At 37.7% G+C, this 26,046-nt stretch carries 19 protein-coding genes and 2 pseudogenes; 7 read left to right on the forward strand and 14 right to left on the reverse strand.

Features of this window, described 5'->3' with window-relative positions:
- Window positions 1-161 precede the first annotated feature (161 nt).
- Window positions 162-581: pseudogene (locus tag GJU40_RS16100) on the forward strand (DDE-type integrase/transposase/recombinase); the annotation flags it as partial.
- Between the two features lie 435 nt (window positions 582-1,016).
- Here the strand turns inward: GJU40_RS16100 and GJU40_RS16105 are convergent.
- Window positions 1,017-1,520 carry a GNAT family N-acetyltransferase gene (locus GJU40_RS16105; protein ID WP_154309097.1) on the reverse strand — a complete coding sequence of 168 codons (504 nt, stop codon included), beginning with the start codon at window positions 1,518-1,520 and terminating at the stop codon, window positions 1,017-1,019.
- Entirely contained in the window at window positions 1,517-2,539 is a 1,023-nt protein-coding gene (locus tag GJU40_RS16110) for a glutathione S-transferase family protein (RefSeq protein WP_154309098.1), read from the reverse strand. The genes GJU40_RS16105 and GJU40_RS16110 overlap by 4 nt, the downstream gene beginning before the upstream one ends.
- 314 nt (window positions 2,540-2,853) lie before the next feature.
- Between GJU40_RS16110 and GJU40_RS16115 the strand changes: the two genes are divergently transcribed.
- A complete protein-coding gene (locus GJU40_RS16115; RefSeq protein WP_154309099.1) occupies window positions 2,854-3,291 on the forward strand; it encodes a DUF2383 domain-containing protein in 438 nt (145 codons plus the stop codon).
- A 137-nt stretch (window positions 3,292-3,428) separates the two neighbouring features.
- Here the strand turns inward: GJU40_RS16115 and GJU40_RS16120 are convergent, their stop codons facing one another.
- Both GJU40_RS16120 and GJU40_RS16125 read right to left on the reverse strand, forming a co-directional pair.
- A complete protein-coding gene (locus tag GJU40_RS16120; RefSeq protein ID WP_425481238.1) occupies window positions 3,429-4,901 on the reverse strand; it encodes an alpha/beta hydrolase family protein in 1,473 nt (490 codons plus the stop codon).
- A 233-nt stretch (window positions 4,902-5,134) separates the two neighbouring features.
- Window positions 5,135-6,004 carry a polysaccharide deacetylase family protein gene (locus GJU40_RS16125; protein WP_154309101.1) on the reverse strand — a complete coding sequence of 290 codons (870 nt, stop codon included), beginning with the start codon at window positions 6,002-6,004 and terminating at the stop codon, window positions 5,135-5,137.
- A 199-nt stretch (window positions 6,005-6,203) separates the two neighbouring features.
- On the opposite strand from GJU40_RS16125, the gene GJU40_RS16130 reads away from it, so the two are divergent.
- Both GJU40_RS16130 and GJU40_RS16135 read left to right on the forward strand, forming a co-directional pair.
- The gene (locus tag GJU40_RS16130; protein ID WP_154309102.1) at window positions 6,204-6,680 is read left to right on the forward strand and encodes a YehS family protein; all 477 of its coding nucleotides are present in this window, start codon (window positions 6,204-6,206) and stop codon (window positions 6,678-6,680) included.
- Between the two features lie 8 nt (window positions 6,681-6,688).
- On the forward strand, window positions 6,689-7,393 hold the full coding sequence (locus GJU40_RS16135) for a M48 family metallopeptidase (RefSeq protein ID WP_154309103.1): 705 nt from the start codon (window positions 6,689-6,691) through the stop codon (window positions 7,391-7,393).
- 862 nt (window positions 7,394-8,255) lie between these two features.
- On the opposite strand, the gene map is transcribed toward GJU40_RS16135, so the two are convergent.
- The 4 genes from map to GJU40_RS16155 all read right to left on the reverse strand — a co-directional run bounded on the left by map (window position 8,256) and on the right by GJU40_RS16155 (window position 13,027).
- Window positions 8,256-8,996, reverse strand: coding sequence for a type I methionyl aminopeptidase (gene map / locus GJU40_RS16140; protein WP_154309104.1), 741 nt, complete (start codon window positions 8,994-8,996; stop codon window positions 8,256-8,258).
- A 69-nt stretch (window positions 8,997-9,065) separates the two neighbouring features.
- Window positions 9,066-9,974 (reverse strand): Gfo/Idh/MocA family protein, encoded by a 909-nt coding sequence (locus tag GJU40_RS16145; protein WP_154309105.1) that lies wholly within the window; start codon window positions 9,972-9,974, stop codon window positions 9,066-9,068.
- Between the two features lie 443 nt (window positions 9,975-10,417).
- The gene (locus GJU40_RS16150) at window positions 10,418-11,347 is read right to left on the reverse strand and encodes a restriction endonuclease (RefSeq protein ID WP_154309106.1); all 930 of its coding nucleotides are present in this window, start codon (window positions 11,345-11,347) and stop codon (window positions 10,418-10,420) included.
- Between the two features lie 162 nt (window positions 11,348-11,509).
- Window positions 11,510-13,027, reverse strand: coding sequence for a PIN domain-containing protein (locus tag GJU40_RS16155; protein WP_154309107.1), 1,518 nt, complete (start codon window positions 13,025-13,027; stop codon window positions 11,510-11,512).
- Between the two features lie 104 nt (window positions 13,028-13,131).
- On the opposite strand from GJU40_RS16155, the gene GJU40_RS16160 reads away from it, so the two are divergent.
- Entirely contained in the window at window positions 13,132-14,586 is a 1,455-nt protein-coding gene (locus tag GJU40_RS16160; RefSeq protein WP_154309108.1) for a toll/interleukin-1 receptor domain-containing protein, read from the forward strand.
- 1,118 nt (window positions 14,587-15,704) lie between these two features.
- Here the strand turns inward: GJU40_RS16160 and GJU40_RS16165 are convergent.
- The 3 genes and pseudogenes from GJU40_RS16165 to GJU40_RS16175 all read right to left on the reverse strand — a co-directional run.
- A complete protein-coding gene (locus GJU40_RS16165) occupies window positions 15,705-15,938 on the reverse strand; it encodes a hypothetical protein (protein ID WP_154309109.1) in 234 nt (77 codons plus the stop codon).
- Window positions 15,939-16,209: 271 nt separating this feature from the next.
- Complete coding sequence (locus GJU40_RS16170) at window positions 16,210-17,964, reverse strand: hypothetical protein (protein ID WP_154309110.1); 1,755 nt, start codon at window positions 17,962-17,964, stop codon at window positions 16,210-16,212.
- Between the two features lie 484 nt (window positions 17,965-18,448).
- Window positions 18,449-19,403 (reverse strand): annotated as a pseudogene (locus GJU40_RS16175) (type I restriction-modification enzyme R subunit C-terminal domain-containing protein); the annotation flags it as partial.
- Window positions 19,404-19,648: 245 nt separating this feature from the next.
- On the opposite strand from GJU40_RS16175, the gene GJU40_RS16180 reads away from it, so the two are divergent.
- Both GJU40_RS16180 and GJU40_RS16185 read left to right on the forward strand, forming a co-directional pair.
- Window positions 19,649-20,200, forward strand: coding sequence for a hypothetical protein (locus GJU40_RS16180; RefSeq protein ID WP_154309111.1), 552 nt, complete (start codon window positions 19,649-19,651; stop codon window positions 20,198-20,200).
- A 237-nt stretch (window positions 20,201-20,437) separates the two neighbouring features.
- Window positions 20,438-22,012, forward strand: coding sequence for a recombinase family protein (locus tag GJU40_RS16185; RefSeq protein WP_154309112.1), 1,575 nt, complete (start codon window positions 20,438-20,440; stop codon window positions 22,010-22,012).
- A gap of 31 nt (window positions 22,013-22,043) precedes the next feature.
- Here GJU40_RS16185 and rlmD read toward each other — a convergent pair whose 3' ends face one another.
- The 3 genes from rlmD to pdaA form a co-directional block, all read right to left on the reverse strand.
- Complete coding sequence (gene rlmD, locus GJU40_RS16190) at window positions 22,044-23,468, reverse strand: 23S rRNA (uracil(1939)-C(5))-methyltransferase RlmD (RefSeq protein WP_154309113.1); 1,425 nt, start codon at window positions 23,466-23,468, stop codon at window positions 22,044-22,046.
- A gap of 17 nt (window positions 23,469-23,485) precedes the next feature.
- On the reverse strand, window positions 23,486-24,355 hold the full coding sequence (locus GJU40_RS16195) for a DNA-3-methyladenine glycosylase family protein (RefSeq protein ID WP_154309114.1): 870 nt from the start codon (window positions 24,353-24,355) through the stop codon (window positions 23,486-23,488).
- Between the two features lie 102 nt (window positions 24,356-24,457).
- A complete protein-coding gene (gene pdaA, locus GJU40_RS16200; protein ID WP_154309115.1) occupies window positions 24,458-25,267 on the reverse strand; it encodes a delta-lactam-biosynthetic de-N-acetylase in 810 nt (269 codons plus the stop codon).
- Window positions 25,268-26,046 lie beyond the last annotated feature (779 nt).

The raw sequence follows: 26,046 nt of genomic DNA on the forward strand, positions 1-26,046 counted from the left end.
ACTATCATACGCCAAATGAATTTGAACAAATGAACGGCAATCCTGGGGCCTAATTTTACCATGATAAGAAGTTTAAATCGCTCTGAATTTGAATTTTTTTATGAAGGCCACCAAGCAAAAGCACGGTAGAAAAATCTGTGTCTATATTCTTGACGTAGTATCATCAGGTGTCCAGACGCCGGATTGGCCGGATTATGAAGGAGCAGGGTTTGGTCTCAACGTACACAGTAGCCCAATTCAAGCCTCACTCTTCTCCGTGCAACGAGTCTCATCAAAAGAACGAATTAAACCGTGAATTTGATCAGACAGAAGAGTTGGCGGTTGTCGTAAGCGATCTAACGTATGTAAGAGTCAAACAAAAATGGCATTATATATGTCTCTTTGTCGACCTTTTCAATCGGGAAATGATTGGTTTCAGCGCCTGCCCAAATAAAGATGCAGCCCTGGTTTACCGTGCCTTTGCGTCTATTCAAAAAGATCTGCGTAAGATTGAATATTTCCATACAGACCGGGGAAGTGAATTTAAAAACAAGCTGATGGATGAAGCGCTGAAGACATTTGACATCAAGCGATCATTGAGTAATGTTTACTAGCGGAATTTCTGAATTGCCAACTTTATTGTTAAACTGCTCGACGTTTTGTGTAACGATTTGAATAAGAAATTCTCTTAGTGTGTCAGGTTTATTGGAAAGTTTGAAAGGTTGTTTGGTAATGAAGTTCTTACGTTTTGCCAGGGATTTTATAGATATATAAATATTCATAGTTTTTTACCTCGGTAATTTAGATTGATTAAGAATACTACAATAATTTCTCTCTCCATTGTGGAGATCTCTTTAAATGAAAGTGCCTGACACCTCCCATTTTTTCAAAAACAAGGACGAAAAAAGGGGGTAACAGGCACGCTGTTGTAAATTCTATTTCTATTTTAATAACTATTGCGCTTCAGATTCTACATCTCAGTTCCCCATCTTGGATGCTTTCTTTCCTTTTGCGCAATTTCTTCACTATCCAAGCTCTTAATTCAACTCTAACCGGTAAGCCTTCACAATGATTCCATCATTGGCAGGCTCAAAATCATGCTCCGGTATTCGTACAAACCCTAACTGTTCATAAAGCTTAATGGCGTTTTCCATGAACTCCCCAGTATGCAGGCCAATGTAGCGCAAGCCTTTCAATTTCGTTCGATTGATGCATTCTGTCACTAATGCAGAAGCTACTCCTTTTCCTCGCACAGAAGGTTCTACGGCAAGCATTCGTATCTCTGAATGAGCTAGCTCCTCCCCAAATCCTTCATACGCTCTTATTTTGGGAGGAAATAGTACGACACTTCCTGCCACATTTCCGTCTATTTCCGCTGCAATGATTTCAACCCCATCCTGCAGATCAGCTTCAGAGAGGATGGAGCTTTTCAGTGCATTCCAATGGGCCTGTGGAAGTTTGCTTGCATAATCTTCGTACGCTTTCAACCGTTGATCACGAATAAAAGTAGTTTCCTCTGCCTTTGCATTACGGATGATCATAGCCTGTGCTCCTCGGCTTCTTTAAGAAATTTTTCTTTGCTGTTACTGACACTTTCACGATTGTGCGGAGCGTTCCAGCCAGATAAATCAGGACCTTTCGGAAGGATTTTCATAACCTCTTTATCTGTAAATATAGTAATTGAAACATGATAATGCTTTTTGATGGCGTCAAAATCGGTAGTGTCTCCAAAGCCTGGAGTTTGATATAAATCCCGTACGTATCCCCATAAATGAGGGAACTCTCTAATCAGTGTTCTGTTCGTATGAAAAGCTGTGTAATAGGCAGCATCAAATCGTACTAATGTAGAATAAAGCCGAACGTCAGAGTCTGTAATGTAATCACCAAATAAAAATCGTTTATCTCTCAGTCGTTCCTCCAGTTCATCCAATCTGGAAAACAGCTGGTCAAAGGCTTCCTCATAAACTTCCTGCGATTTTGCAAATCCGCACTTGTACACACCATTATTAATATCGTTGAAGATAATGTCGTTTAATTCATCAATTTCTGCTCTCAAATGTTCCGGGTAGAGATTTGGTGCATCCTTCTTGTGTAATGGTTTCCAAGCCGTTTCCAAATAGTTGGTCAGTTTAAAATAATCATTGTTCACCGCTTCATTACTATGTAAATCAACCATTAAAGGTACAGTTGGTCTTCCGCTGTAATCCGGATCTGTTTTTTCATAAATTTCGCTCATGTATTGAATCCCCAGAACAGGATCGACACCATTTTCATCTAAGGAAAACTCCCAGTCTACTCTGCCAATTCTAGGACGAAGCGGACTGGCCGTTCCAAGATTAATGACATTATCTAACCCGAGAAGGTTACGGACAATCACCGTTCGATGCGCCCATGGGCAAGCTGGTGTCCATAATAATCGATAGCGGTTTGGCTCAACCGGAAGCTCCCCAGGATGCTTGCCAAAAGGAGTAGTAAAGCGATTACCTTGCCGTTTGAAGGAACCATCCGAAGAAATCTCTTGTGCCTTTTCATTTAAACTTGACGTTTTTTGTATATCCATTGATTCCATCTCCTCAATAAGGGTTTAGAAAAACTTAAAGATATGATTCTGAAGCTGATCTTTTTTAGGAAAATTTATATATTTCAGATTATATCACTCTAAGAAGTTTTAGCGGGTGTATTTAGTCTCAGATAAAAACATTCACAAATGCTTGTTTTTTTCGGCGTTCTTCCAACTTTCATGGCTCTCTATTGGAAAAAAACTTAACTCTGCCTGAACATAATAATAGAGCAGTTTTTCAAATTGTATGAAACCAGTTGTGACCGACTAAACTATAAAATGCTTTAACTTCTTTTTATGAAAGGATTGATCTCATGGATAATAAAACAGTAATTAAAACCCTTAACAAGCTGCTACAAGGACAATATATGGGAATTCACTCTTATGGAGAATTTATTCATAATCTTGATGATGCTTCCCCACTTCGTGATAAATTTATCTCTATCCAAAAGGATTTAAAACATCACGCAGACTTGCTGTCACATACAATTCAAGAACTTCATGGAAAGCCGGTCACTAGTGAAGGTGCTATAGGCAAGATGGAGCTTTTTGTGAGCCAAATAATTGATAGGTCACATGATGATAAAGAAATATTAAAACATGCAATTAAAGGAGAAAATCTCTATGGGATTAAGATGACTGAGGAATTAGTACATGACAAGCTTGATGCGGAGAGCTTACACCTTGTTCATGAAATTTTAGAAAAGCAAAGAGAACATGTTGATATCTTAAAAGCCGAACTGCACGAATAGAAAAGCAACACCAGAAAATGAAGTATTCGTATTTTGGACATGCTCCTCTTCGTTTCTTTTCATACTGATCTTATATTCTATGCAGTCTCTCAAAAGAACAACAATTGAAAAAGAGGGGTTTCCCCCTCTTCAGCAGATTATCTCGGGTCCCTTTCCTTCCCAGTCTTCAAATCCATTACTTTTACAGGATTTTTCGGAAGAGGAATGTTCTTGCTAGCTGGAGCCCCTTTCTTGTTTTCAACCCAGTCGACCAGCAGATCGAAGGATTGGTGCGCATATGGCAGAAGCGGCTGCAGTCTTTGGTCAGGGTCGGTTTGCTTGTTCCATACAAGGCTGTCGACGTGATTGCCGCCTTCAATGGTATAGAGGCGGTGGAGTTTTTCTTTGCCCTGCCGCTTCACCATTTTTTCATATCCCTTTGCATGGATATCCGGGAAAATAAGGGCGTCCAGCGAACCTGTGAAGCTGATGAGAGGCACATCAATGTCCCCTGTGTTAGCAATCTTATTGATGTTTTTCCTTACCTCTTTGTAGCGGCTGCTGTAGTGATAATTTTCAAAAATGCTATCATAGCTGCGGTCCCGTTGTCCGTCTGCCGTAAAGTTCAAATAGTTCCGCCAATCCGTTCTGCCTGGAGCATTCGGGTCAAAATGGTCGCGGTAAATATTCAGCGAGACGAACCAGTATACCTGATCGTGATAGGCCCATAAATTTTCTGAGCCCTTCGGAAGACCCGCTTTGTACATTTGCTTTCGTGCTTTTTGCTGCTCTTTTCCCTTTCCGTACAGCGCTTCATCTGCATTGTTGACAACCGTAGTCAGCGAGCTGATCAGATTCGGTTCCTTTGCTGTCCACAGTACACCTTCCCAATCCACTCCGCCATCAAAAAGGCGCGGCTCACCTGTTTTTTCCAAGCCATCATTTTCAAGAGCATACCGGACCACATAGCCTCCATTGGAAATACCGATGGCGTAAGTAGGTACTTTATGATGTTTTTTGATCAATTTACTCGCAGGATTACTTTTATCATTTGCTTTAATAAGCTTGTTTCCATAGTTGTCAGCCAGATATTTCTGGGCAGCCTTCGTGACTTGCCTGAAACGGACATGCCATTCGGCAACACTATCATCTTCATTGACAAGTGCATTTTTCACCTTGGCAAATGGATCCGCCGGGTCAATTTCTCCCTGAGTTCCTTTATCAATGGCAGCAAAAGCGTAGCCTTTTTCCAGCACATAGTCGCTGAAAAGCAAATCAGTGGACGTTTCATTTCTGGTTGCCGGGATGCCCGCCACAACAAGCTTTCCATTCCAGGAATCTGGAACGCGGATCACAAATTGGGCGTCATCAAATTTCCCCGTCACTTGAGTTCCGGTCACTTCCGCAGGCTTATACATCTGATGCCATCCGGTTCCCTCAGCCGCACTGCCCCAATTGTAAGGAGTCAGTCCAAGGTTTCCATAAAGGGTGGCCTGCTCATACTGCTTCGGATTCTTCGTAGTGAGCCAATTGCCTTTTTTTCCATCGAAATAGGTTTCCCTTACATTGGCTGCTCCCTTAAATGCCAGCTGTACCTCGTATGTCTGAGTCACCGCATCTGCATTTATCATGGGACCTGATGTAAAAACAAGAGAAGTCATTAGTGTAAGCGCTATCATTTTCTTTTTCAATTCGCTCCCTCCTGACCTAGTGATGTTTTCTTCTCTATTCTATAACCATTTATTACCTGAGGCATGGGTAATTGGGAGGAAAATCTTTACCTATACAAGTCCCAATAAGCACTTCACTACAACCCCTTTCCCTTAGGAAAGGGGGTTTGCTTGTATCCTTTTTCTCACTAAATTCACAGCCTGCTGTCATTCCAAAAATTACTGATCACATGCTGATTTGGATTATAGGGCACTAATACGTATCCCCTGGCTTTTAAATAATCAATGATCTGAGGCAGTGCCTTGACTGTTTGCGGCCGTTCATGCATCAGAATGATGATCGGTTTCTTTTGCTTTTCAACTTTAGGAACGGATGTTTTCACATTGTTAATAATGGTGGTGTACTGGCTGGTTTTATAACGCCAGTCGTTGCTGTCAATGGTCCAGTCCCACATTTTGAATTTGTACTTTACGAGCCAGTCCCTGAAGGGCTCGGTCATATAAGGCTTGCTTCCATAGGGAACTCTAACGAGATAAGAATTTACCTTCAGAATTGAATTCAGGGTTTTACGTGTGGTTTCCATTTCCTTTGCCACGTTCATGGAGCTGCCTTTATATAGCTTTCTTGCATCATGAGTGACGCTGTGCAGGGCGATATAGTGCCCTTCATTTTTCACTCTGACTATACTGTTTTTATTGGCGGTAATATGAGGTTCCACAACAAAAAACGTTGCCTTAGCATTCTTGTTTTTTAGAATATCGAGTATTGTAGAAGTGTATTTTCCCGGACCATCATCGAACGTGAGGTAGGCAATTTTTTGGTTTTCTGCGGCTGGCTTCTGTTGCTGTGAGCCTGCTTTGCTTAAAAATGAAGATTCTGACATTCCCGGTTCGCTGGTATTGTCTATATTCAATGCAAGAAAAGTATTGTCACTAATGACAGACTGGAAATTTAGATGAGAATGCAAAAAAGCCGGTGATTCAGTTGCAATCACACTGGTGGCTGATATGGAAAACGAGACCGCAAGCAAAAAGATAAAGAACAACATCCGGACAAGTTTCATGCTATTCCTCCCATTTTCGAGAAATTTCTCTGCTTCATTAATGTATTGGCAGAAAAAAAATTTAGTCCGGTTATTGTTGCATTTTTCCTGTGTTTAAAATAGATAAGCCGTTGAAGAGCTGTATTATTAAATTTCTACGTGTTATTCTAAAAAGAATGAGAAATGGGCGATATCGTCCGTAAATAATAGGAGATGGACTATGGATAACAATGACCGTATCATACGGCTGAGATATGCACTTGATTTAAGAAATTCAGAGGTAGAAGAGATTTTCAAGCATGGCGGCATGGAAATTTCCAGAGAAGAAATAAGCAAGCTGCTGACAAAAACGGGTGAGGAGGAAGATGAGGAACATCACATTTCCTGCACCCCCATCATGTTCGATTCATTTTTAAATGGCCTTATTGTGTTTAAAAGAGGAAAGCAGGAGGGGCAGCCGGTTCAGCCTGCAATCTCCCAGAAGCATCCCAACAATGTGTTATTGAAAAAAGTGAAAATTGCTTTATCACTTACAACCGAGGATATGCTGGATGTAATGGAGCTTACCGGAGTGACGGTCACAAAGGGCGAACTCGGTGCAATATTAAGAAAAGAAGGCCAGAAAAATTACAAAGAATGCGGAGACAAATATGCCCGCAATTTCCTAAAAGGGCTGGCAATGAAATATCGGGGATAGTGACAACGATGAATCATACGTATTCAGGAGAAACCATCAGTTTTACCATTCAATATAAAAAACGTTCCTCTGTTGGCATCTACATAGATGGTTACGGCAACGTTGAGGTTCATGCTCCAAAAGGCACTGAGGATGCTGCAGTGCTTCGGTTATTGGAGGAAAAGTGGAGTTACATTCAGCATAAAATAAAAGAAAACAAAGCAAGGCTGCTTGGACCTCAGGTTAAGCAGTATGAACAGGGAGAAAGCTTTCTTTATTTAGGAAAAGCCTGCTCCTTAAAGGTTTCTCATGACCCTCAGCAGCAAGATACTGTCCGCCTTGAAGGAGAAGAGCTGCACGTTATTGTAACGCAGCTTGAGGAGGAAAAAATCAAACAGGCGCTGAAGCGGTTTTATTATCAGCAATGCAAAGCACTGGTAGAAAAGAGAATCTCCGTGCATCAAAAGCATTTTAAAACAAAGCCGCGTTCCATCCGCATTACAGACAGCAAAACCACGTGGGGAACATGTGACTCGGGGCTCCGGCTAACCTTTAACTGGCGACTTGCGATGGCACCTCCGCGAGTGCTCGACTATGTGGTCGTGCACGAAATGTGCCACATGGTTCACCTTAATCATGATCGCTCCTTCTGGCGCCTCGTCGGAAAACTGATTCCGGACTACAAAGAGGATGAGAGCTGGCTCGCGATGTCGAGCTGGAAGATGACTGTATGAAATAGGGAGTTATGCAGGGGATTTCTGGTGATTTTTTAGGGTTTTGTCCTTCATCAGCTTGATGAAGGACATTTCTCATGCTTTTCCACTGAGTTTTGTCCTTCATCGGCCTGATGAAGGACATTTCCGGTGCTTTTCCACTGAGTTTTGTCCTTCATCGGCTTGATGAAGGACATTTCCGGTGCTTTTCCACTGAGTTTTGTCCTTCATCGGCCTGATGAAGGACATTTCCGGTGCTTTTCCACTGAGTTTTGTCCTTCATCGGCTTGATGAAGGACATTTCCGGTGCTTTTCCACTGAGTTTTGTCCTTCATCGGCCTGATGAAGGACATTTCCGGTGCTTTTCCACTGAGTTTTGTCCTTCATCGACGTTATGAAGGACATTTCCGGTGCTTTTCCACTGAGTTTTGTCCTTCATCGGCCTGATGAAGGACATTTCTCGTGCTTTTCCACGGAGTTTTGTCCTTCATCAGCTTGATGAAGGACATTTCTGGTGCTTTTCCAATGAGTTTTGTCCTTCATCAGCTTGATGAAGGACATTTCTGGTGCTTTTCCAATGAGTTTTGTCCTTCATCAGCTTGATGAAGGACATTTCTCAAGCTTTTCCACTAAGTTTTGGCCTTCATCGACGTTATGAAGGACATTTCCGGTGCTTTTCCACTGAGTTTTGTCCTTCATCAGCTTGATGAAGGACATTTCTCGTGCTTTTCCATTGAGTTTTGTCCATCAGCTTGATGAAGGACATTTCTCAAGCTTTTCCACTGGGTTTTGTCCTTCATCGGCCAAACCCCCGGAGATACTTCGGGGTTTTTCATTTTTTTCAGATTTTTCATCATACTGCCAAGCCAGCACTTAAAATCATCTAAAGGGTTAAAATAACTGGGCCGTTTTTCGTCAGAATGATTGTGTGTTCTAACTGAGCGACATAGCTTTTTTTCGTAGCAAAGGTCCACCCGTCTTCCATTTGGAACACCTCTTCTTCTGAGGTAGAGATAAACGGTTCGAAGGCAATGACCATCCCTTCTTTTAAAATCTCGTTATCCCAAGGATCATTATAATTTAAAATATGGTCGGGCGCCTCGTGAATACTACGTCCAATCCCATGCCCGGTAAGATTTTTGATAACGGTGAATCCATGCTGTTTCGCTGTTTCGAATACAGCTTTTCCGATTCTGCTTTTTTTGGAACCGGGTTTTGCTTTATCAAGGCCCGCTTGAAATGCCTTTTTCGCCACGTCACACAATTCCGTTAAAATTTCTTCGCCTTCTCCTGCAACAAATGAAATCCCTGTATCTGCAAAATAACCGTTCTTAGAAGCAGATACGTCTATATTGACGAGATCCCCTTCCTGGATCACCCGGTCACCTGGGATTCCATGTGCCACTTCTTCATTCACGCTAATGCACGTAAACCCGGGAAAATCATATTCGCCTTTAGGCGCTGAAACGGCCCCTGCTTTTTCAAATAGCTCCCCCGCCAGATCATCAAGCTCCTTCGTCGTTATACCAGGAACCGTTTTTTGAACCAATTCATCCCGAATGGACGCGATAATTTTACCAATTTCCTTTAGTCCTTTAAAATCTTCTTCTGTTTTCGCAATCATTTTTCTACCTCTTTTTCTTTTTTCTTCTATAACAGTCATTATTCCTTTGTTTTCTCAAAAATACCCCGCTTACGCTTCAGGATCAATCTGCCTGACAATTTCTTCGCAAATCTCATGGGTGAGCAGGGAATCCTGGAAGGAAGGATCCGGTGTGGTGTTTTCCCTTACACATTCAATGAAATGGTCTATGATTTGATAAAACCCCCGCTTCAGCAGGGTAGGTTCCCAGTCTCCAAATTTTGTTACGCTGATTTCTTTATTATGGTAGTGAGTCGTTTCGACAAGACTGTTCACCGTATATTTGTGTGTGCCTGCTGAGTATTCAATGGTTTCCTCTGTGACCCCGCCGTTCCGGTTCATGACTCCAATTGCCGTGCATCCGTCCCCAATCAACTGGACGACAATATGATCCAACAGCTCTCCATTTTTCAGAAACTGCGTTTGGACATCCGTCACCTCTGTGTCCATCAGAAAGCGGAGCGTATCAACCACATGAATGAAATCCTCGACAACAAATCTGCGAACATGATCAGGTGCAGCAAACCGGTTTTTCTGCATTAAAATCAAACTCGCCCTGCCATGGTCTTTTAACTCCTGAACCCTGGGGACAAATCGTCTATTAAAGCCGGTCATCGCTACTTTTCCGCTGCTTTCAGCAAGCTCCGCGATCCTCTTCGTCTCACTGTAATGTAAAGAAACGGGCTTATCTATGTAAACGCTGATTCCGTTTTTCAGCAGCTTTTCAGCGAGTTCCGCATGCGCCTCTGTCGCTGTACTAATGATGGCGGCATCAATCTTCTTCTTCACAAGCTCGTCCACTGTCTGAACAGTTTCGTCCAACCGATAACTTTGCGCAAGCTGGTGCAGTGTATCCCGATTTCTCGTACAAAGGACAAGCTCAATATCGTCCCTTTCAGACAGAACGGGCAGATACGCTTTTTTGGCAATGTCACCAAGACCAATGATCCCAAGTCTCATGTCCCTTCCTCCTTTAGATGATGTGGTAGGTAAAGTATAGCACGTGTGTTTCCAGGCTCTCCAATATAAAAACCCCCGGGACTCTTTGTCCCAGGGTATCATAAAAGAAGAACTCATGCTTTTTTTCATGACTTAACAAGTTCTCACAGGATAGGAGAATAAAATTTCCCTTAACCATCTTTTAGAAGTAACTGCGCCACGCACTCCACGTGTATGGACTGTATTTGACAACACAACCGGATGTTGGTGGGTTTATCAATTTCCCAAGCATTAACGAACTAATAAATTTTCACTCCACACAACTTGTTAATTAAATTATGACTAGTGTAGCCAATGTAATTATAATCTGCTTCCTTGATTGAAAACGGTTAATTTTCAAGTACATTAATAATGGCTCTTTTCTTTTTTCATAATTATTTCTTGCTTTCCTTTACAAAATGATTTTATATGTTATCCCTAAAAAACTCATTTAATTTACTTTTTATTGTTTCTTTGGTATCACCTTGTACAACAAAAATTGAATTAGAATTTTTATTATTATACTCTTCAATAAAATGCTTAGCTGACTGTGTCAACTTAGTATTCGTTACAACTATTAAGTCAATCTTATTATTATTACTTAAATTAACCAAATCCCTTATTTCAGCTACAGTAATTGGTCTATAATAATACTTACAAACCAGTGCGTATTCTTTATTGTTTTCTTGCACCTTAAAATCATAACCATTATCTGAGGCAAGACTATGGTGTACATAATTTTTTCCTTCTAATGCTTCCTTAACAATCATTTCATATGAAAAGGAACTCATTATATTGTTTTGTATTTCCTTCTCTCTTTTTTCAATGTCTTCATTAACCTGTACCTCTCTTTCACGTTTTGCCTTTTGAATTGTGCTATAACCTCCTACAAGGGCGAATCCAATCGAAGCTATTGCAGTAAACAAACTAATAATAAAGTTTTTTACCGATTTTTCTTTAGGTTTTACTGGTGGTTCTTTAATATTCTTTCGCAGAACTTGAACCTTACCAACTAACTCTGTACGCTGCTTAAGTGGAATAAATTTATTATCCATAAATCTTCCAGACACTTGAATTAGCAATTGATCTTTTGTAAAAGGATAAGAAATGTTATACTCTATCTCTTTAGCCTTTATTAATGAGTCTATTTCTTCGATTGAAACATTTTGTCCGTAATAAAGTAACTCTTGGATATTTTCTATTAAACTTTCGTTAATTGTATTTACCCTTTCATCTCTCATATCTTGAAGATAGCCAGGGACATAGTATACTCCTAGATATATTGTAATTAATATTCCAATTACACTAAAAATATTTGAAAAATTTCTTTTTGACCATTGCCACAACCATTTCAACAAATTCACCTCATAATAAAACTCTAATTTATGTTTAAATTATAATCTTGGGACTACTAGGGGTACTCTATATTTTTATTATGAATTCAAAATTATTATACTTCTGAAGTTTTTTTAGAAACAATATCTTTTTTGTAATCCCACTATTCGAAGCACTTGAGTTTACAAGTCATTTTCTAACTCACAATTCCGACAGAATCCCTGACCTCCCATATTTTCAAAAGAAACCTTTCTTCCACAACTTGGACAAACCTCTCCTTTTGAATTAGTCACCATACATCTCTCACAGATTGGTTCGTCGTTTTGACTAAAATATTTTCCAATTTCATTACCACACTCTATACACAGTTCATCTGCCGTAAAACTGTCAATTTCACATAATGCTCCACTTACAATTTCTATAATCCCATTGGAATGATCATTAATAAATTCTTCTAAGTAAGATTCTATTCTTCGAGATACTTTTATTGTTATTTCCCCTTCGAGTATATGTGTAGTTGGATCTGACAATAGAATATCTTTAGTATCGTCGTCTCTTCCCCAATATTGCTGTGAGATTGCTTCAACTTTAATAATTAATTTTAAATTATACTCTGCAACTCCGTCGTAATAACCTTCAAATTCATATGATATCAATTCATCGTTAAGCAGTTCATCCTGAATCTCAAATACACTTCCATCATAATTAGATAATGTAGAAGTATCAACGAACCGATCTCCGGAATTTATTAGTTCTTCCATAATTTCTCCGGTAATTCCCCAATCAACTATGTTTTGTATATAGTTATCAACATCATATCCTAAAATCCATTCAACAGTACTAGGAACTTCCAAATGGTGAATTTCAGCTAAAGTTGCAAATAATTCATTTGATGTTACTCCTATTACTTGTTGTGATGTTTGCATATTAAACTCAGAAATCAACTCTTGTCTAAAACCAACTCGTTCTGAATTATTTAGCTCATACCAATCTTCTTTAACATCATCAGTTACGAATATTAAATTCAGATTCAAATCCCTACAGTAATTCATCACTTCTTTCCAAATTAAGAGATCCCCGTATGCCTGCACTCCAGACTTGTCTTTTCCATCTTTATACCCTGGTGGAGTACTTTTTGAATAACGCTTTTCCCCTTCTGCACATAACAAATAAATTTCATCAAGAGAAAATGCTTTTAACAGATTATTTTTAGAAGCGAGTGAATCAACTAATTTCTTAATTTTATCTTCGTCTAAAAAACGATTGTTAAATTCATTTAATACATCCAATTCAGAGGCATAGTCTTCAAATGCACCTTCTACTTGATGAATATTTTCTTCAACTTGCTCTTGTAATCTATCTATATTTGGAAATTTATAACCCTTCAGAATACTAAATTGCTTATTAATTTTGTCCTTCATTTGATTAAGCGGCTTATTTAATAAAGTAATAACATTTTCGAATTTTTTTCTTTGTCTATTTAAGCAAATACTATGGTTTCTATCAAATTCCCTTTTAACAGTGTCAGGGAGAATAAGATTATCGATAATTTTATCAGTTAAACCAACAAAAAAATTGGTTACCTCTGGTGAATATTCATATAAATTTAAATAAATATTAGTATCATAAACAACACAAAAATTCCGCTGAGTTATAAAATTTTGGATTTCCTTCTTTATATCTCTAAAATTTTTCTCCATATTTCTTCTCCTCTTAAAGATTAAACTCTTTTAATAATGAGTAAATGACTCTTTACCTTCCAGTATGTTACAATTTTACCATACTATAATAACAGGTGGTAAAAATGGAAAAAAACATAAAAATATTCATTTCTTATAGTTGGTCTACTAAAGAATTTATAGATTGGGTAAGAGATGATTTAGCAACAAAACTCTTGAATGATGGTATTGAAGTTATTCTTGATCAATGGGATTTAAAAGAAGGATATGATATTTATAAGTTTATGGAAAGTATGGTTGCTGATGAAACAGTAGATAATGTCTTGGTTTTGTGTGATAAAGCTTATCAGGAGAAAGCAAATGAACGAAGAGGTGGAGTGGGGACAGAAACACAAATAATTACTCCTAATGTTTATGCCGATGCCAATCAAGATAAGTTTATTCCTATAGTAGTTGAAAGAGACGAAAATGGTAAAGATTTTATTCCCATTTATATGAAAGGAAGAAAATTCATAGATTTTTCATCCGAAGAGCTTTTTATAGCAAATTATGAACACCTTCTTCGAACACTATATAAACGCCCCCAGTATAGAAAGCCCAAAAAGGGTAATCCCCCCTCCTATTTATTTAGTGAAGAAGAAGTTAATGATTATAAATTTCATTTTTTGTTACAGCAAATAAAATCAGATATCTTTAAACAAAGAACTGAAGCTGCAACATACAAAATTAATGAATTTAAAAATGAATTTATCACTTCTTTGAATTCTTTTATTATTGATAAGACCGGTAGTGCTGCGGAAGTAGCAGCAGTTGTGGAAGATAAAATCGACAACTCTTTAATTTTAAGAAATGATTATGTGGAATTTATTGAGCTGGTTCTACTAAATAACCTTATTGATGTTGATTTCTTAATTGGCTTCTTTGAAGATTTGTATAATAAGTATAAAGAAATAAAGTCTAATGTAAGTGGAACTTTTTATGATATTCAGTTTAACCATTTTCAATTTCTAATTCGAGAATTGTTCTTATACACAGTAACAGTTTTAATTAATACTGAACGTTATGAAACAATTAATAAACTCATTAATGCACGCTATTTTCTTTATAGAGAATATGTTCAAAATGGAAAAGAAGGAGCAGATTTTGAAAGATTTGATTGCTACTTAGGCTCACTTGAAGAATTACAAAATAAGAAGTTTGAAAGAAAATTCTATAGTTATATGGCAGAAAAAATAGTCAATAGAGCTACTATAAATAAACTTCAGAAGGTTGACCTTGCCCAAACAGATACATTGCTATACTATCTATCTGTATTAAGAACTAAGGAATCTGACCGTTATTGGTTTCCAAGACTGTATGTATATTTAGGCTATTCGAAAATTGAACTTTTACAAAAAATCGAATCTAGAAGACATTTTGATAAGGTAAAGGCTTTATTTGGAGTTAATGATATACAAGAGTTAAAGGAGTTATTTTTCAACTTTAACAATCCCTACAGTCAGGGATACAGTCACTCTTTTGATAATGTACCTAACATCTCCGATTATATTGAAATTGAAAAAATCGGTAAATACTCATAATGGACTGATTGAGGAAAAACACGGGGACGGTGATGTTGGAAGGAATAGCAAGTAGTATAGTGGACAAAAGAGCCTTATCCTCCAAAAGAATAAGGCTCTATGCGAGTATAATCTTCGCAATGTATGGACTGTAATTGAAGTGGGTTTATCAACATTTTTCTATACACCTGAATTTGCCGGCAATTGATACACTGGAGCTTTAGAGTATAAACAAGGGATTGTCGCCGAGTAACGGGTTCTGTTTTGGAGTACATTGACAGCTGATTTTCACTATAAAATGAACAGAGGCGGCTAGGATGACCAAAGGTCCCCGGGTTTTTCTTTTAAGGGGCATTGACTCAGAAAGGATGAACACTCTTTTTGTAGAACTTCTAATTAAAGATAAGAAGCAGGTTTGTTCAATAAGAAATCACATAAGAAAGATCAATTTAGTGTAAAATGAGTTTAAACATTATTAATATTCTAACAATAAAGTTATGCATAAAATCGAGGTGATGCATATTAGTGATAGGGTTTCAACTGCAAAATAATGATTGAGTAGTAATTTGTTTATTATACTGATAAATAAAAATATATTTATTTGAAAGACAGGTGAGCGCTATGGACTCCTAAATTAAAATTATACAAAGATGAATTTGATTTTCTTCATAAAAAGATTGGTGAACTAGAATGGGAACTTGCTACAATAAGTTATGGGCGAAAAGCGGTCCTTAATTCGGAATATGAGATATTAGAAGATCGGATTCTAAATTATAGAGATAATATTCAAATGTTAGTAGAGAAGATCAGAGTTGAAGTAACCGTAGCTAATAAATCCATATAATGATTTAGTGTCTATTTCACTTCAAAAGCAAGTTTGTGAAACATTATTCTTAAACTATATGGTGCTTTTATTTAAGATGGACTCGATCATAAGCGAAAAACGCTTAACACTACTGTTAAGCGTTTTTTCACTCCCCAGATTACTTCTATTAGCAAAATTGCCGGTTAAAAATTTGTTTTATGACAGGTAACTGAACCCGTTAAGCGGTGATACTGCTTTTTCTTTGTGATTTGATATATGCTAACTTATAAAAGAACCTGTTAAAAACGAATGATATCATCCAGCTATTATTAATTTAATAAATCTTAAGCTTTTGTACAGCGGAGATTAAAGACTCTAAGCCTTCAGTAGGAAATTCTGGTCCCATAGCACGTAGATTTCCTTTAGTTTCTCTGATTTGGAAGCGTAAGTTTTGGCTTCCGGCTTCCTTTTCTACCCTGGTGATTCTGAGAAATTCCTTTTTCCCGCCATAATCCCAAGAGCGAAGTTCAATAAAAGGGTTACCGGCGTTATCGTGGTCAACGTACATTTTCATTCCTCCCTGCTTTGTTATTACTATAAACCTATATGATTTTTCAGCAATTAACAAACAGTATATTGGGTAGGAAACAGGAGAAAATATTAGGAACTTTATAGGAACTTTATAGGGAAATCTTACTCTGAACGCTTTTTTTAAAATAATTCTTCTCCTGCTCTCGTAATTTACCGTATGGATTGTAAATTTTATAACCCTTTATGAGTGATTCATTCCTTCTTTGAACAATAATAAGAAGCGAAAACTTAAAAGTCTTCACTTCTTATTATAATAAATTATAAATTGGATATGCTTTAAAGGCTTCTTTTTGTTCTTCACGTAATTTTTTAAAATATATTTCGAATTCAATTTTGCTATCTAACAATATGGAGAATCCACAAAGGATTTCATCATTATGAATACCTTGGTTTTTCCGTTTAAAAATCTCTTCTTTTTCTTCCCAGGTGTATTCTCTTTTTCTTTTGATTACTTGCATCCTATTTAAAAAGCAAAGAATATTATCTGGTTGCAAATGGTATAAATACTCATATACATTTAGAATTAAATTTAGTATCTCATTTCTTTCTTTCCCTTGGTCGTAGTAAATAAGTGCATTTAAAAGAAAGTTATTTGTTAAATCAAAAGCATAAGGGTCATTGTAATCTATTTGTTTAAAAGATTCTTCAATAACTTTTAGTTTTAAATTGCTCATACTGAAAAGTTCTTCCATTTTAAAAACAATATACGGACTATGCCTTACTTGATGTTTTTTATCCTCAGAAACTGCGGTAATTTTAAAATTGCTGTTAATTGCTTCTAAATCGAACAAGTTAAAGACTATCCACCCTTCTACATTCTTTAAAGAAACTAATACAATTTTTAAATCATCAATAAAAAAGTTGATAAAGGGGTTTTCTGAATTTAATTTAAGTCTTTCGTAATTTTTATTTAGAATGATATCTTTTAGAATTTCGATTTTTTTAAAGTCATCTTTAGTCAGATTTTTTAAATCACGATTAAACGGTACACCTAATTTACTGAACGTTTCCTCGATTTGTTCTAAATAAATAATGTAATCCGGGATTTCTTTTAAAAATTTTTCTTTTTTGTCAAAATTGTTTAAAGGAACCTCTATATCTTTTATATTTACTTTTTCTCCTTTAATTAAATCCAACATAAAATTGCAATCTTTAATTCTATCTTGTATACATCCCTTTTCATTAAAATGAATTTTAATCTGGTCACTACTCTTTATAATTTTAGGGAAATCAATAACAAAGCTTTTTCCAAATCGAAGAGTTATTTTTTCTTTCTCGATTACTCTAATTACCTCTTCATAAATTATATTTCCATTCAATCCAACCCACAAATCTGTTTCTTCAGCCATTTGTGTTATATCTATTTTATATAGAGGTACTTCTAAATTAAGTTCTTCAATACGACCATACATATATGTCCCATATTCAAATAGATCATCTGTAAGATTGTTTTTATCCAAAACAAACAATTTGCCTGTATAAGTATCAAATTCATTCACTTTTATATCATCAATCAATGATATACTTTGTTTTCTACTATGGTGTATAAAATTTCTAGTGATAAATTCTAGTGCTTTTCCTGTTGAAGGTAACTTTTTAAACGCTTTGGTGATCGACTTTTTACCCTTCATTTCGGTTAAAATTTCCTTAATATCAATTGGTAAAAGTGTTAAATAAAAAATCTGTGTATTTTGAGAATCAACCATCTCAATAACAAAAAATAATATGCCACCGTTTTTATAATAATTTTCTAAATCGGTCTTTTGTATTGGGAATTTTGTATCCGCTTCACTTAAAATACCTACCTTTTTTCCTTTAACTTGAACTGGTACTTTACCGAATAAAGTATCTTTTCTTTGACTCTTGTTGTTATAAGCCCAAATTTCTCCGTCCCAGGATGGAGTTTTATCATTAGTTGGGATTTCATCAGATAGGAAATCACTTTTTAAAATCTCATTTCTTACAGCTGCAACTGCAATTTCTTCAATCTTTTTAGTATTCATAATCACCCAACTTCCTTTGTTATCTTTATTATTTATTTAAAAACTAGTGAGCACATTATATTGGAATTCCATAATAAAAATATATCAAAAATTTATGGTAGAAGACGAATGTTAGGAGATAGAGCCTATTCTTATAAAACTAGCCAATATAAAGAACCACATAAAACAACTCCAATTCGGGTAACGGGTTTGTTTTCAGTACAAAAATTTAATTAGGACACAAATTAGCAGTCTTATTAGCATTTTGCATCCCTTTTAGCAGACGGACATAAGTTATTGTCATTTTGAGAATTCGTAATGCTTATTGCTAGGTTGATATGCTGAAGCAAAAAAACAAAAAGCTCGGGATCTCCGAGCTTTTGTGCATTAAATGTGCTATTATGTTACATCGTATACGAATTCGAATACCTTTTCCTTTGCGAATTTAAGTTTTGTACTCGAAAACAGAATCCGTTACAAATATAGGTCCTTTTAATGTTATTTCCTATGCACCTTCAAACTCTTCAACATTACGATTAATCCTATCAATAACACTGATAATCCCTCTTACATCATCAATGTTATCCCTAAACAGTTCAGTTACGCTGCCTAGAGCACGGAATGGATCTTCTTGTAATACTTTTTTCTCCAGAGTTCCGTTCTTCACAACATAATCAATGATGAGTTTTACGAATCGTAGTTGGTTAACATTCAGCTTTTCTTCATTTAGAAACTCCGAGAATGCCTCATTTGCAGCCTGCTGATCCAGACCAACTATCTGTCTAACGAGTTTGGTTATCGGGGTATCACCAAATTCTTTCTTATAGTCTTCCTGGGTTCCAAGTTCATTCCACAAGATGCCTTCAAGAGTTTCTATATCTTGTCTGGTAAGTGGTTTGTTATATCTCAGCTTATATATCGCTGTTTGATCTTGATGTTCTTTTAAGTATTGATTGACCTTCTTACGGTAATTTTGCAGGTCATTTGATCCATAAAAAGGTGCTTCACCTTCACCAATTACAGTGAAGTTATCCTTAAAATTGGTGAAATAATCTTTTTGGCTTTCTTTTTCTAGGAATTTAACCAACTCACGTATTGCCTCACGAACTTCTTCAAGCTCAAAAATATTGGCTTCTTCCCAAAAAACATCTGTCTGTACCTTTACGAGAATGTCTCTTTTGGCATTCACTTGGGGGATGGTACTAAGCTTAGAAAGCTCTTCCGCTGTTTGAACTACACTTTTAATTGGTCTACGAGACCAAAAAGGTTGGGAGAAAGGCAGTACCTCGGCCAATCATCTGCCAAAACTTTGATTTTGAGCGAACCTTTTTGAAAAACACTAGGTTTACTACCTCTGGAATATCTACTCCGGTATCTAACATATCAACGGATACTGCAATCTGCGGAAATTTATCCTTTGTTGAAAAATCATCAATAAGGGTTTGAACATAATCAAGGTTTCAAAAGGATTTGGAGTACTCCTACTTCCTCTCCTGGAAATCTTTTAAGGTCCTTAATTTCCACTATTATTTTGAATCTTTAATCGATGCCAACTCTTGGTTGAGAAATTTCTGGATGCCCTTAAAATAATCTTGTGAGTCTCGAAGAAGTTTCTCTGTATCCAGGTTTGAAATAACCTTTTCTAACGAATGGTTTATGATTGAGTTTAATTCGCCTGTATGTACTTGGATTCTAGGATGTTTATTTGAACAGGAATACCAAGCATTACGACTATCAATACTATTTGTGTAAAAGTTGCGGATATAAAGTTGCCATTGAAGAAGTTCACAACAGATTTATCCCCAAAATACTTAATCGTGTTAAGGAGTTAATTTCTACAGTACCGATAGTACCTAAGACATTGGCAGCTATTAACGAAATGAGTATCCAGGTTAAACAATCTGTCGAATCAAAGCAAAAGATCATAAAAATACTCGAAGGAAAATTAAATACTGCAAGAGATCTTGAAGATCGCGAACTTGAGTTAAAAATACTAGAATTTATCCAACACCACAATGAGTCTTTAAAAGATTTCGCAAACTGCCAAGAAAATTTAAGAAGGATTCATCAACTTGTTGAATCGGATCAGTTCTTTCCAAGATTCGATGAAATCTTAAACCATCAATTAGGATTAGATGAAGTACGACTTATCATTCTGTATTTTGTAGAGTGTCTTATTGTCTCTACTGAACAGCAACCACAATTACTTTTCAAATCAAATATCTTCTCAGACTTGAATATTTCACCTATTGGATGAAGTATCGAAATGAGCAAATTATTTTGTGGACGAAATACCGAAACGTATTTTCCATCAGATTTATCGATATTACAGCTTTACACCAGAGCCCCTATAACTAGGGGTTTCACCTGAGGATTGTTCGATACTTTATCCAGATTGGGATACCATTACGGATGAATAACCGAAAAATTATTATTAGTATGGACGAAAAACCGAATTTTATACATAAATGAAAGTGAAAGAGGAGAATACATAATGAACACATTTGCAACTCAGTTATATCCAACAATTGATGGTAATACTATACCTATAAACCCACCAGCATCTCAATACAATACTACTTATGGTGGTGAACGTGTTTTGAGATGTGTAATTTACGCTCGAGTATCCACAGAGATGGATTCACAAAAAACTTCTATCGACAATCAGATAGATCTATTCAAAAGGTATGCTTTTGATAAGGGATGGCAGATTGTAAAGACTTATACAGACAAACAGTCTGGAACGAAAAGCAATCGACCTGGTTTAAAAAGTATGATTGAGGACGGCAAGGCAGGTAAATATGATGTTATATTAGCTAAGGAATTATCCCGATTAGCTCGTAATGGAAAGTTATCTTATGATTTGAGAGATACTTGCCAGCAAAATAACATTGATATTGTTTGCCTAGATAATTCAATCAATACTATCTCAGGGGACGTAGGAAACTTTGGACTGTTTGCTTGGCTTTATGAAAACGAATCAGCAAGTACCAGCAGAAGAAATAAAGCAGCCAGACTCACAAAAGCTCGAAATGGATTCTTTATAGGTTCTATCCCGCCTTATGGATATTCTATAAACAAGGGTAAATTAGAAATTCGTGAGGACAATACTCCTGAGATTGTAAAACGCATCTTCACTGAGTATTTACAAGGAAAAGGTATGGATTCTATAGCCAGAGACTTAACAGCTGAAAGTGTACCGACACCTTCTCAAGCTGCAAGAAAGTCCAATGCTTCTCCTTTATGGCACGCCTCCACAATAAAAAAGATACTTAACAATCAACATTATTGTGGTGATCTAGTTCAAAACAAGACTGAAACTATTTCCGTAACAACAAACAAAAGAAAAGTTCCTGAAAAAGCAACAATAATAGAGGCCACACACGAGCCAATTATCTCAAAAGAAACTTTTCAATCAGTAAAGAAGATGCTTCAAACTAGAACACGAACAACCACGGCACCGAAAAGACATCTTTTCACAAATGTTTTATATTGTGAAAGTTGCCAAAAAGGAATGTGGTGTAAAACTAATCAAAAAGGGTACAGATGTGGCGGCAACATTAAACACGGAGATACTTTCTGTTTGAACAGAATAGTGATTAGGGAGCAGGAACTCAAGCAAATTATCCTAGAAGACATTCAGGAGCTATTTAAATCCATTAGTGATGAAGAAATAATGATTAGCCTAAAAGCGAGACTCGATCATCGAAAGGTGTCCATTACTAAAGAATTAGCAAAAGTCGAAAACAATGTAAGCAGGTTGCACTCAAGAAAGAAAGATTATCTTGATATGTATGCTGACAACTTACTCACTCGAGAGGAGTTACTAGCATATAGAGAGCAACTTGATAAGGAACTAATTGAAGTCGAGAAGAGCAAAACGGAGTTGCAAGAGAAACTTAAAGAATGCGAAAGCGAAAGTTATGCTATGGATTTGGGTAAAAAACTTGAGGGCATATCTGCACTAGGCGATTTAACTCCTCAAGTCTTGCACTCGCTGGTTTCTAAAGTAACTTGTAGTCTCGAAGGTAATCTCAGTATCCATTACAACTTCGTTAAACCTTTTTAGAAAACTAGAAGTAAGGCAACTACCACAAGGGTTAGTTGCCTTCTTTTAAAATGAGTTGCGAGATACACTCCACGTGCGCCGTATGCGGAAACATATCCACAGGCTGAATGTACTCCACTTTGTACTCCTTCGACAAAAATTGAATGTCCTTTGCAAGGGTGGATGGGTTGCAGGACACGTAGATGAATGTAGTTGGCTTTACTTCTTTTATGGTTTGCAGCAGCTTTTGGTCACAGCCGGTCCGAGGAGGATCGACGACAATTGCGTCCGGCTTCCAGCCTTGTTTGACCCATTTTGGCAGTAGTTGTTCCGCTGTGCCTGCTGTATATTGAGCGTTGTGAATTCCGTGCTTCTTGGCATTTTTCCTGGCATCCTCTATGGCTGCTTCAATGATATCCATGCCGCGGATTTCTTTTGCATCCTTTGCCAGCCAGAGTCCGATCGTTCCTACTCCGCAGTACGCATCGACGAGCTTTTCTTTACCTGTCAGCTTTGCTGCTTTTTTCACCTCATCATATAAAACAACGGTCTGGACAGGGTTAAGCTGAAAGAATGCCCTTGCCGACAGTTCAAAAGTAAGATCTCCAAGGGTTTCCTGAATGACCTCCTCCCCTTCAAGGTGCAGGGTTTCCTGGCCGAAGATGACAGAGGTTTTTTCCCCATTAATATTTTGGATAATCGACTTTACTTCCGGCAGACGCTTGCGGATTTCAGACACAATCACATCACGGCGCGGAAGGTCTTTCCTAGCGGTAATGAGAACTACCTGCACCTCGCCGGTTTGAAATCCAGTCCGGACCACAACTGTTCTGACGATTCCCTTTCTTTTTCTTTCATCATAAATGGAAACGCCAAAGTCCTGCAGAATTTGACGGACCGTTTCTGTGGCCTTGTTTGTAGCGGGATGCTGCACCATGCAGTTTTGGATAGGAACAAGTCTGTGAGAATCCATTCCGTACAACCCTGCAATCACTTTATTACCCTTCATCCCTACCTGAAAACTGCTCTTGTTCCGGTAGTCCCACGGATTTTCCATTCCGATGGTCGGCCTGATATCCATTTCTTCTACATTCAGCTTTGTATGGCGCTGAAGGGACTGTATGACAATGTCGCGCTTTTCTTTCAGCTGCTGCTGATAGCCTAAATGCTGAAGCTGGCAGCCTCCGCACTCCTCGTATACAGGACATGGCGGTTTCACTCTATGAGGCGATTGCTTCCTGATTTTCTTGATTTTCGCCGTAGCAAATTTTGGCGAAATGGTAGTAGCTTCTACCACCACTTCTTCCTCTGGAAGGGCTCCCGGTACGAATACAACCTGCTTTTTGAAGTAGCCGACTCCTTCACCGTTGATTCCGAGTCTCTTAATGGTAAGCGGGAATGTTTGTCCTTTTTCTATTTTGACAGTGCTCTCCTGCTGGCGCTGCTGTTTTTGTTTAAAATTTCTTTCAGATTTCATTTTCATGCTCTCCGTTTCTATTCAATGCTTCTCCATAAATACAGGGAGGCATAGCTGAGGTAGGGCTCCCACAGCTTGCTGTACTCTTCCATCTGCTCTAAGGACGGTTTTTTCTCCAAGCCAAAATGCTTTTTTAGGGCATTTTGTATGCCAATGTCCGTCACTGGAAAAAGGTTAGGCCTTCCCAGTCCGAACAGCAGGACATTCTGGATGGTCCATGGCCCGATTCCCCTGATTTTAATTAGTTTGTCATAAATCTCTTGATCGCCGGCCTTCGTCAGCTCCTGCAAATTCAATTCCCCGCTGCTAATTCTCTTTGATGTATCTATCGCATATTCAGCTTTTCTTCCGCTGAACTGAAGCTTTTTCAAATCTTCATACTGAAGTGCAGCAATAGTTTCAGGCAATGGATAAAACCAAACACCTTCATGCTCTTCACCAAATGTTTTTACAAATCTCTCTGTCAGCGTAAATGCAAAAGTAAGATTGAGCTGCTGATGGATGATGCATTTCATGATACAGTGGTACAGATCAAAATCCAAAACGAGCGGAGTACCTGCATGTTCTTCAAAAATTAGCGAGAGATTTGAATCCTGAAAGTGCCGCTGAATATCTGATAGGGGAATATCCCACTGAAAAATTCTCCTTATCTCTTGAAGAAGGTACTCCTTTTGCGAAGAATTCTTACTCTTTATCGAAAATTCAGGATGTTCCACAGAGCCTGTTTCTCTCACTGCAACAACATGCGGCTCCCCGTTTCTGTCCCGGATCGGTACATACACTTCTTTTTTAACAGCATCTATTTTATTCAAAGGATCAAGGGATTGCCTTTGCAGCACCCTTTGAAAGTTATATGGCGGAACAACAGCAATTTTCTCTTCCCACATGCGGCCGCACCCTTTTCTTTTTTCTGTATTATATCATTACCGTGTTGGTTATTCCCATTAGCCAACTTTTTCTGATTTCCTTATAAAACAAAAGCCCCTATTTTAAGGGGCAATCGAATTCTCAGGCTTTATAATGGATTCTCTCTCCATCATCAAATCATCAAGGCTTTTAAACACATAACCCTTTTTTTCCAGGTCTGTGATGGCCTGATCAAGGGCCTCTGCATTGTCTTTTGAGACAGTATGCAGGAGAAGGATAGCCCCGGGATGAATCTGCTTCATAATATTGTCATAGGAGTATTTCCAGCCTCTTTGCGCATCAGTTTTCCAGTCAACGAATGCGAGAGACCAAAATACGGTTTGATATCCAAGTTGGCTCGCAGTGTCCAGCACTCTTTCGCTAAATATGCCTCTTGGCGGTCTCAGATACTGCGTACCCTTCTGTCCTGTCAGCTCCTCTACCCGCTTTTTCACACTGTCCAGCTCTTCTTTCAGCTTTTCATCACTAGTTTGTGTCAGGTCAGGATGATGCCAGGAATGATTGCCGACAATATGGCCCTCGGAAGACATTCTTTTCACTAAATCAGGCTGATCCTCCAAATAGTGTCCTGTTACAAAAAAGGTTCCAGGCACTTGATGTTTTTTTAATACATCAAGTACTTTGGCAGTATATCCGTTCTCGTACCCATTATCAAATGTAAGGTATATCTCCTTTTTTTGAATGTCTCCCAAATAAAAGGCCTGATATTTTGCCAAAAGCTCATCAAGCTGAGCACCTGCAGATGCAGGTTCTTCGTTTTGGCTTCTTTTAAATCCCCAGTGAATAGGCTGATTGGAAGCCGCCAATGCAGGTTGAACTGCTAAAAAGCTTATGAGAAGAAAACAAATAACACCTTTAAAACATCCAGTCATGTGAACCTCTCCTATCCTTAATGTATCTATAGTTTTGGTTCACATGTCGTTTCAATACTTGTAAAACTTTTCCATAGCAAAAGGCACAGCTGTTAACTGTGCCTTTTTATACAAGTACTGCATGGGAATCAACCTCTTTTTTGGTATATTTAGTTACTCAACTCCAGAGTCGGATAATCTACCTACGCCAATAGAGAGCTTGCTTCAATCTTTTGCGTTTTAAAGATCTGTTTCTTACAAAATTGCCTCTCGACATTTCTGCAACATGTTCGTGTACGTTCCACCATGCTTGGCCCTGGGCAGCTGCTGATTCTTTCATCTCAATCAGTCCCTTCGGGTATGGGTGCGTACGTTTTGCGATTACACTGATTCTTCATCAGCACATCTTTTCTTAAATATATCGGTTCCCGACGAGTGTTGCCTTCGTCATTTCTCCAAAATTCACTTTTTGTACGTTCCACAAGAAATCCTTTGAAGCTGCATCTAAATTCCGCAACTATCTCAGTCCTTTCCACGTTCTGACCGTACATTGGTTATTTTGTCGGGCGGGATTTCAGTTCTTAAATATATCGGTTCCCGACGAGTGTTGCCTTCGTCATTTCTCCAAAATTCACTTTCTGTACGTTCCATAAGAAATCCTTTGAAGCTGCATCTGAATGCTGCAACTTTCTCAGTCCTTTCTACGTTTTGACCGTACATTGGTTAATCTGTCGGTTTGGGAATCCAATTACTATCTTATATATATCGGTTCCCGACGAGCGTTGCCTTCGTCATTTCTC

The sequence above is a fragment of the Metabacillus lacus genome (assembly GCF_009674805.1).
Lineage (GTDB): Bacteria > Bacillota > Bacilli > Bacillales > Bacillaceae > Metabacillus_C > Metabacillus_C lacus.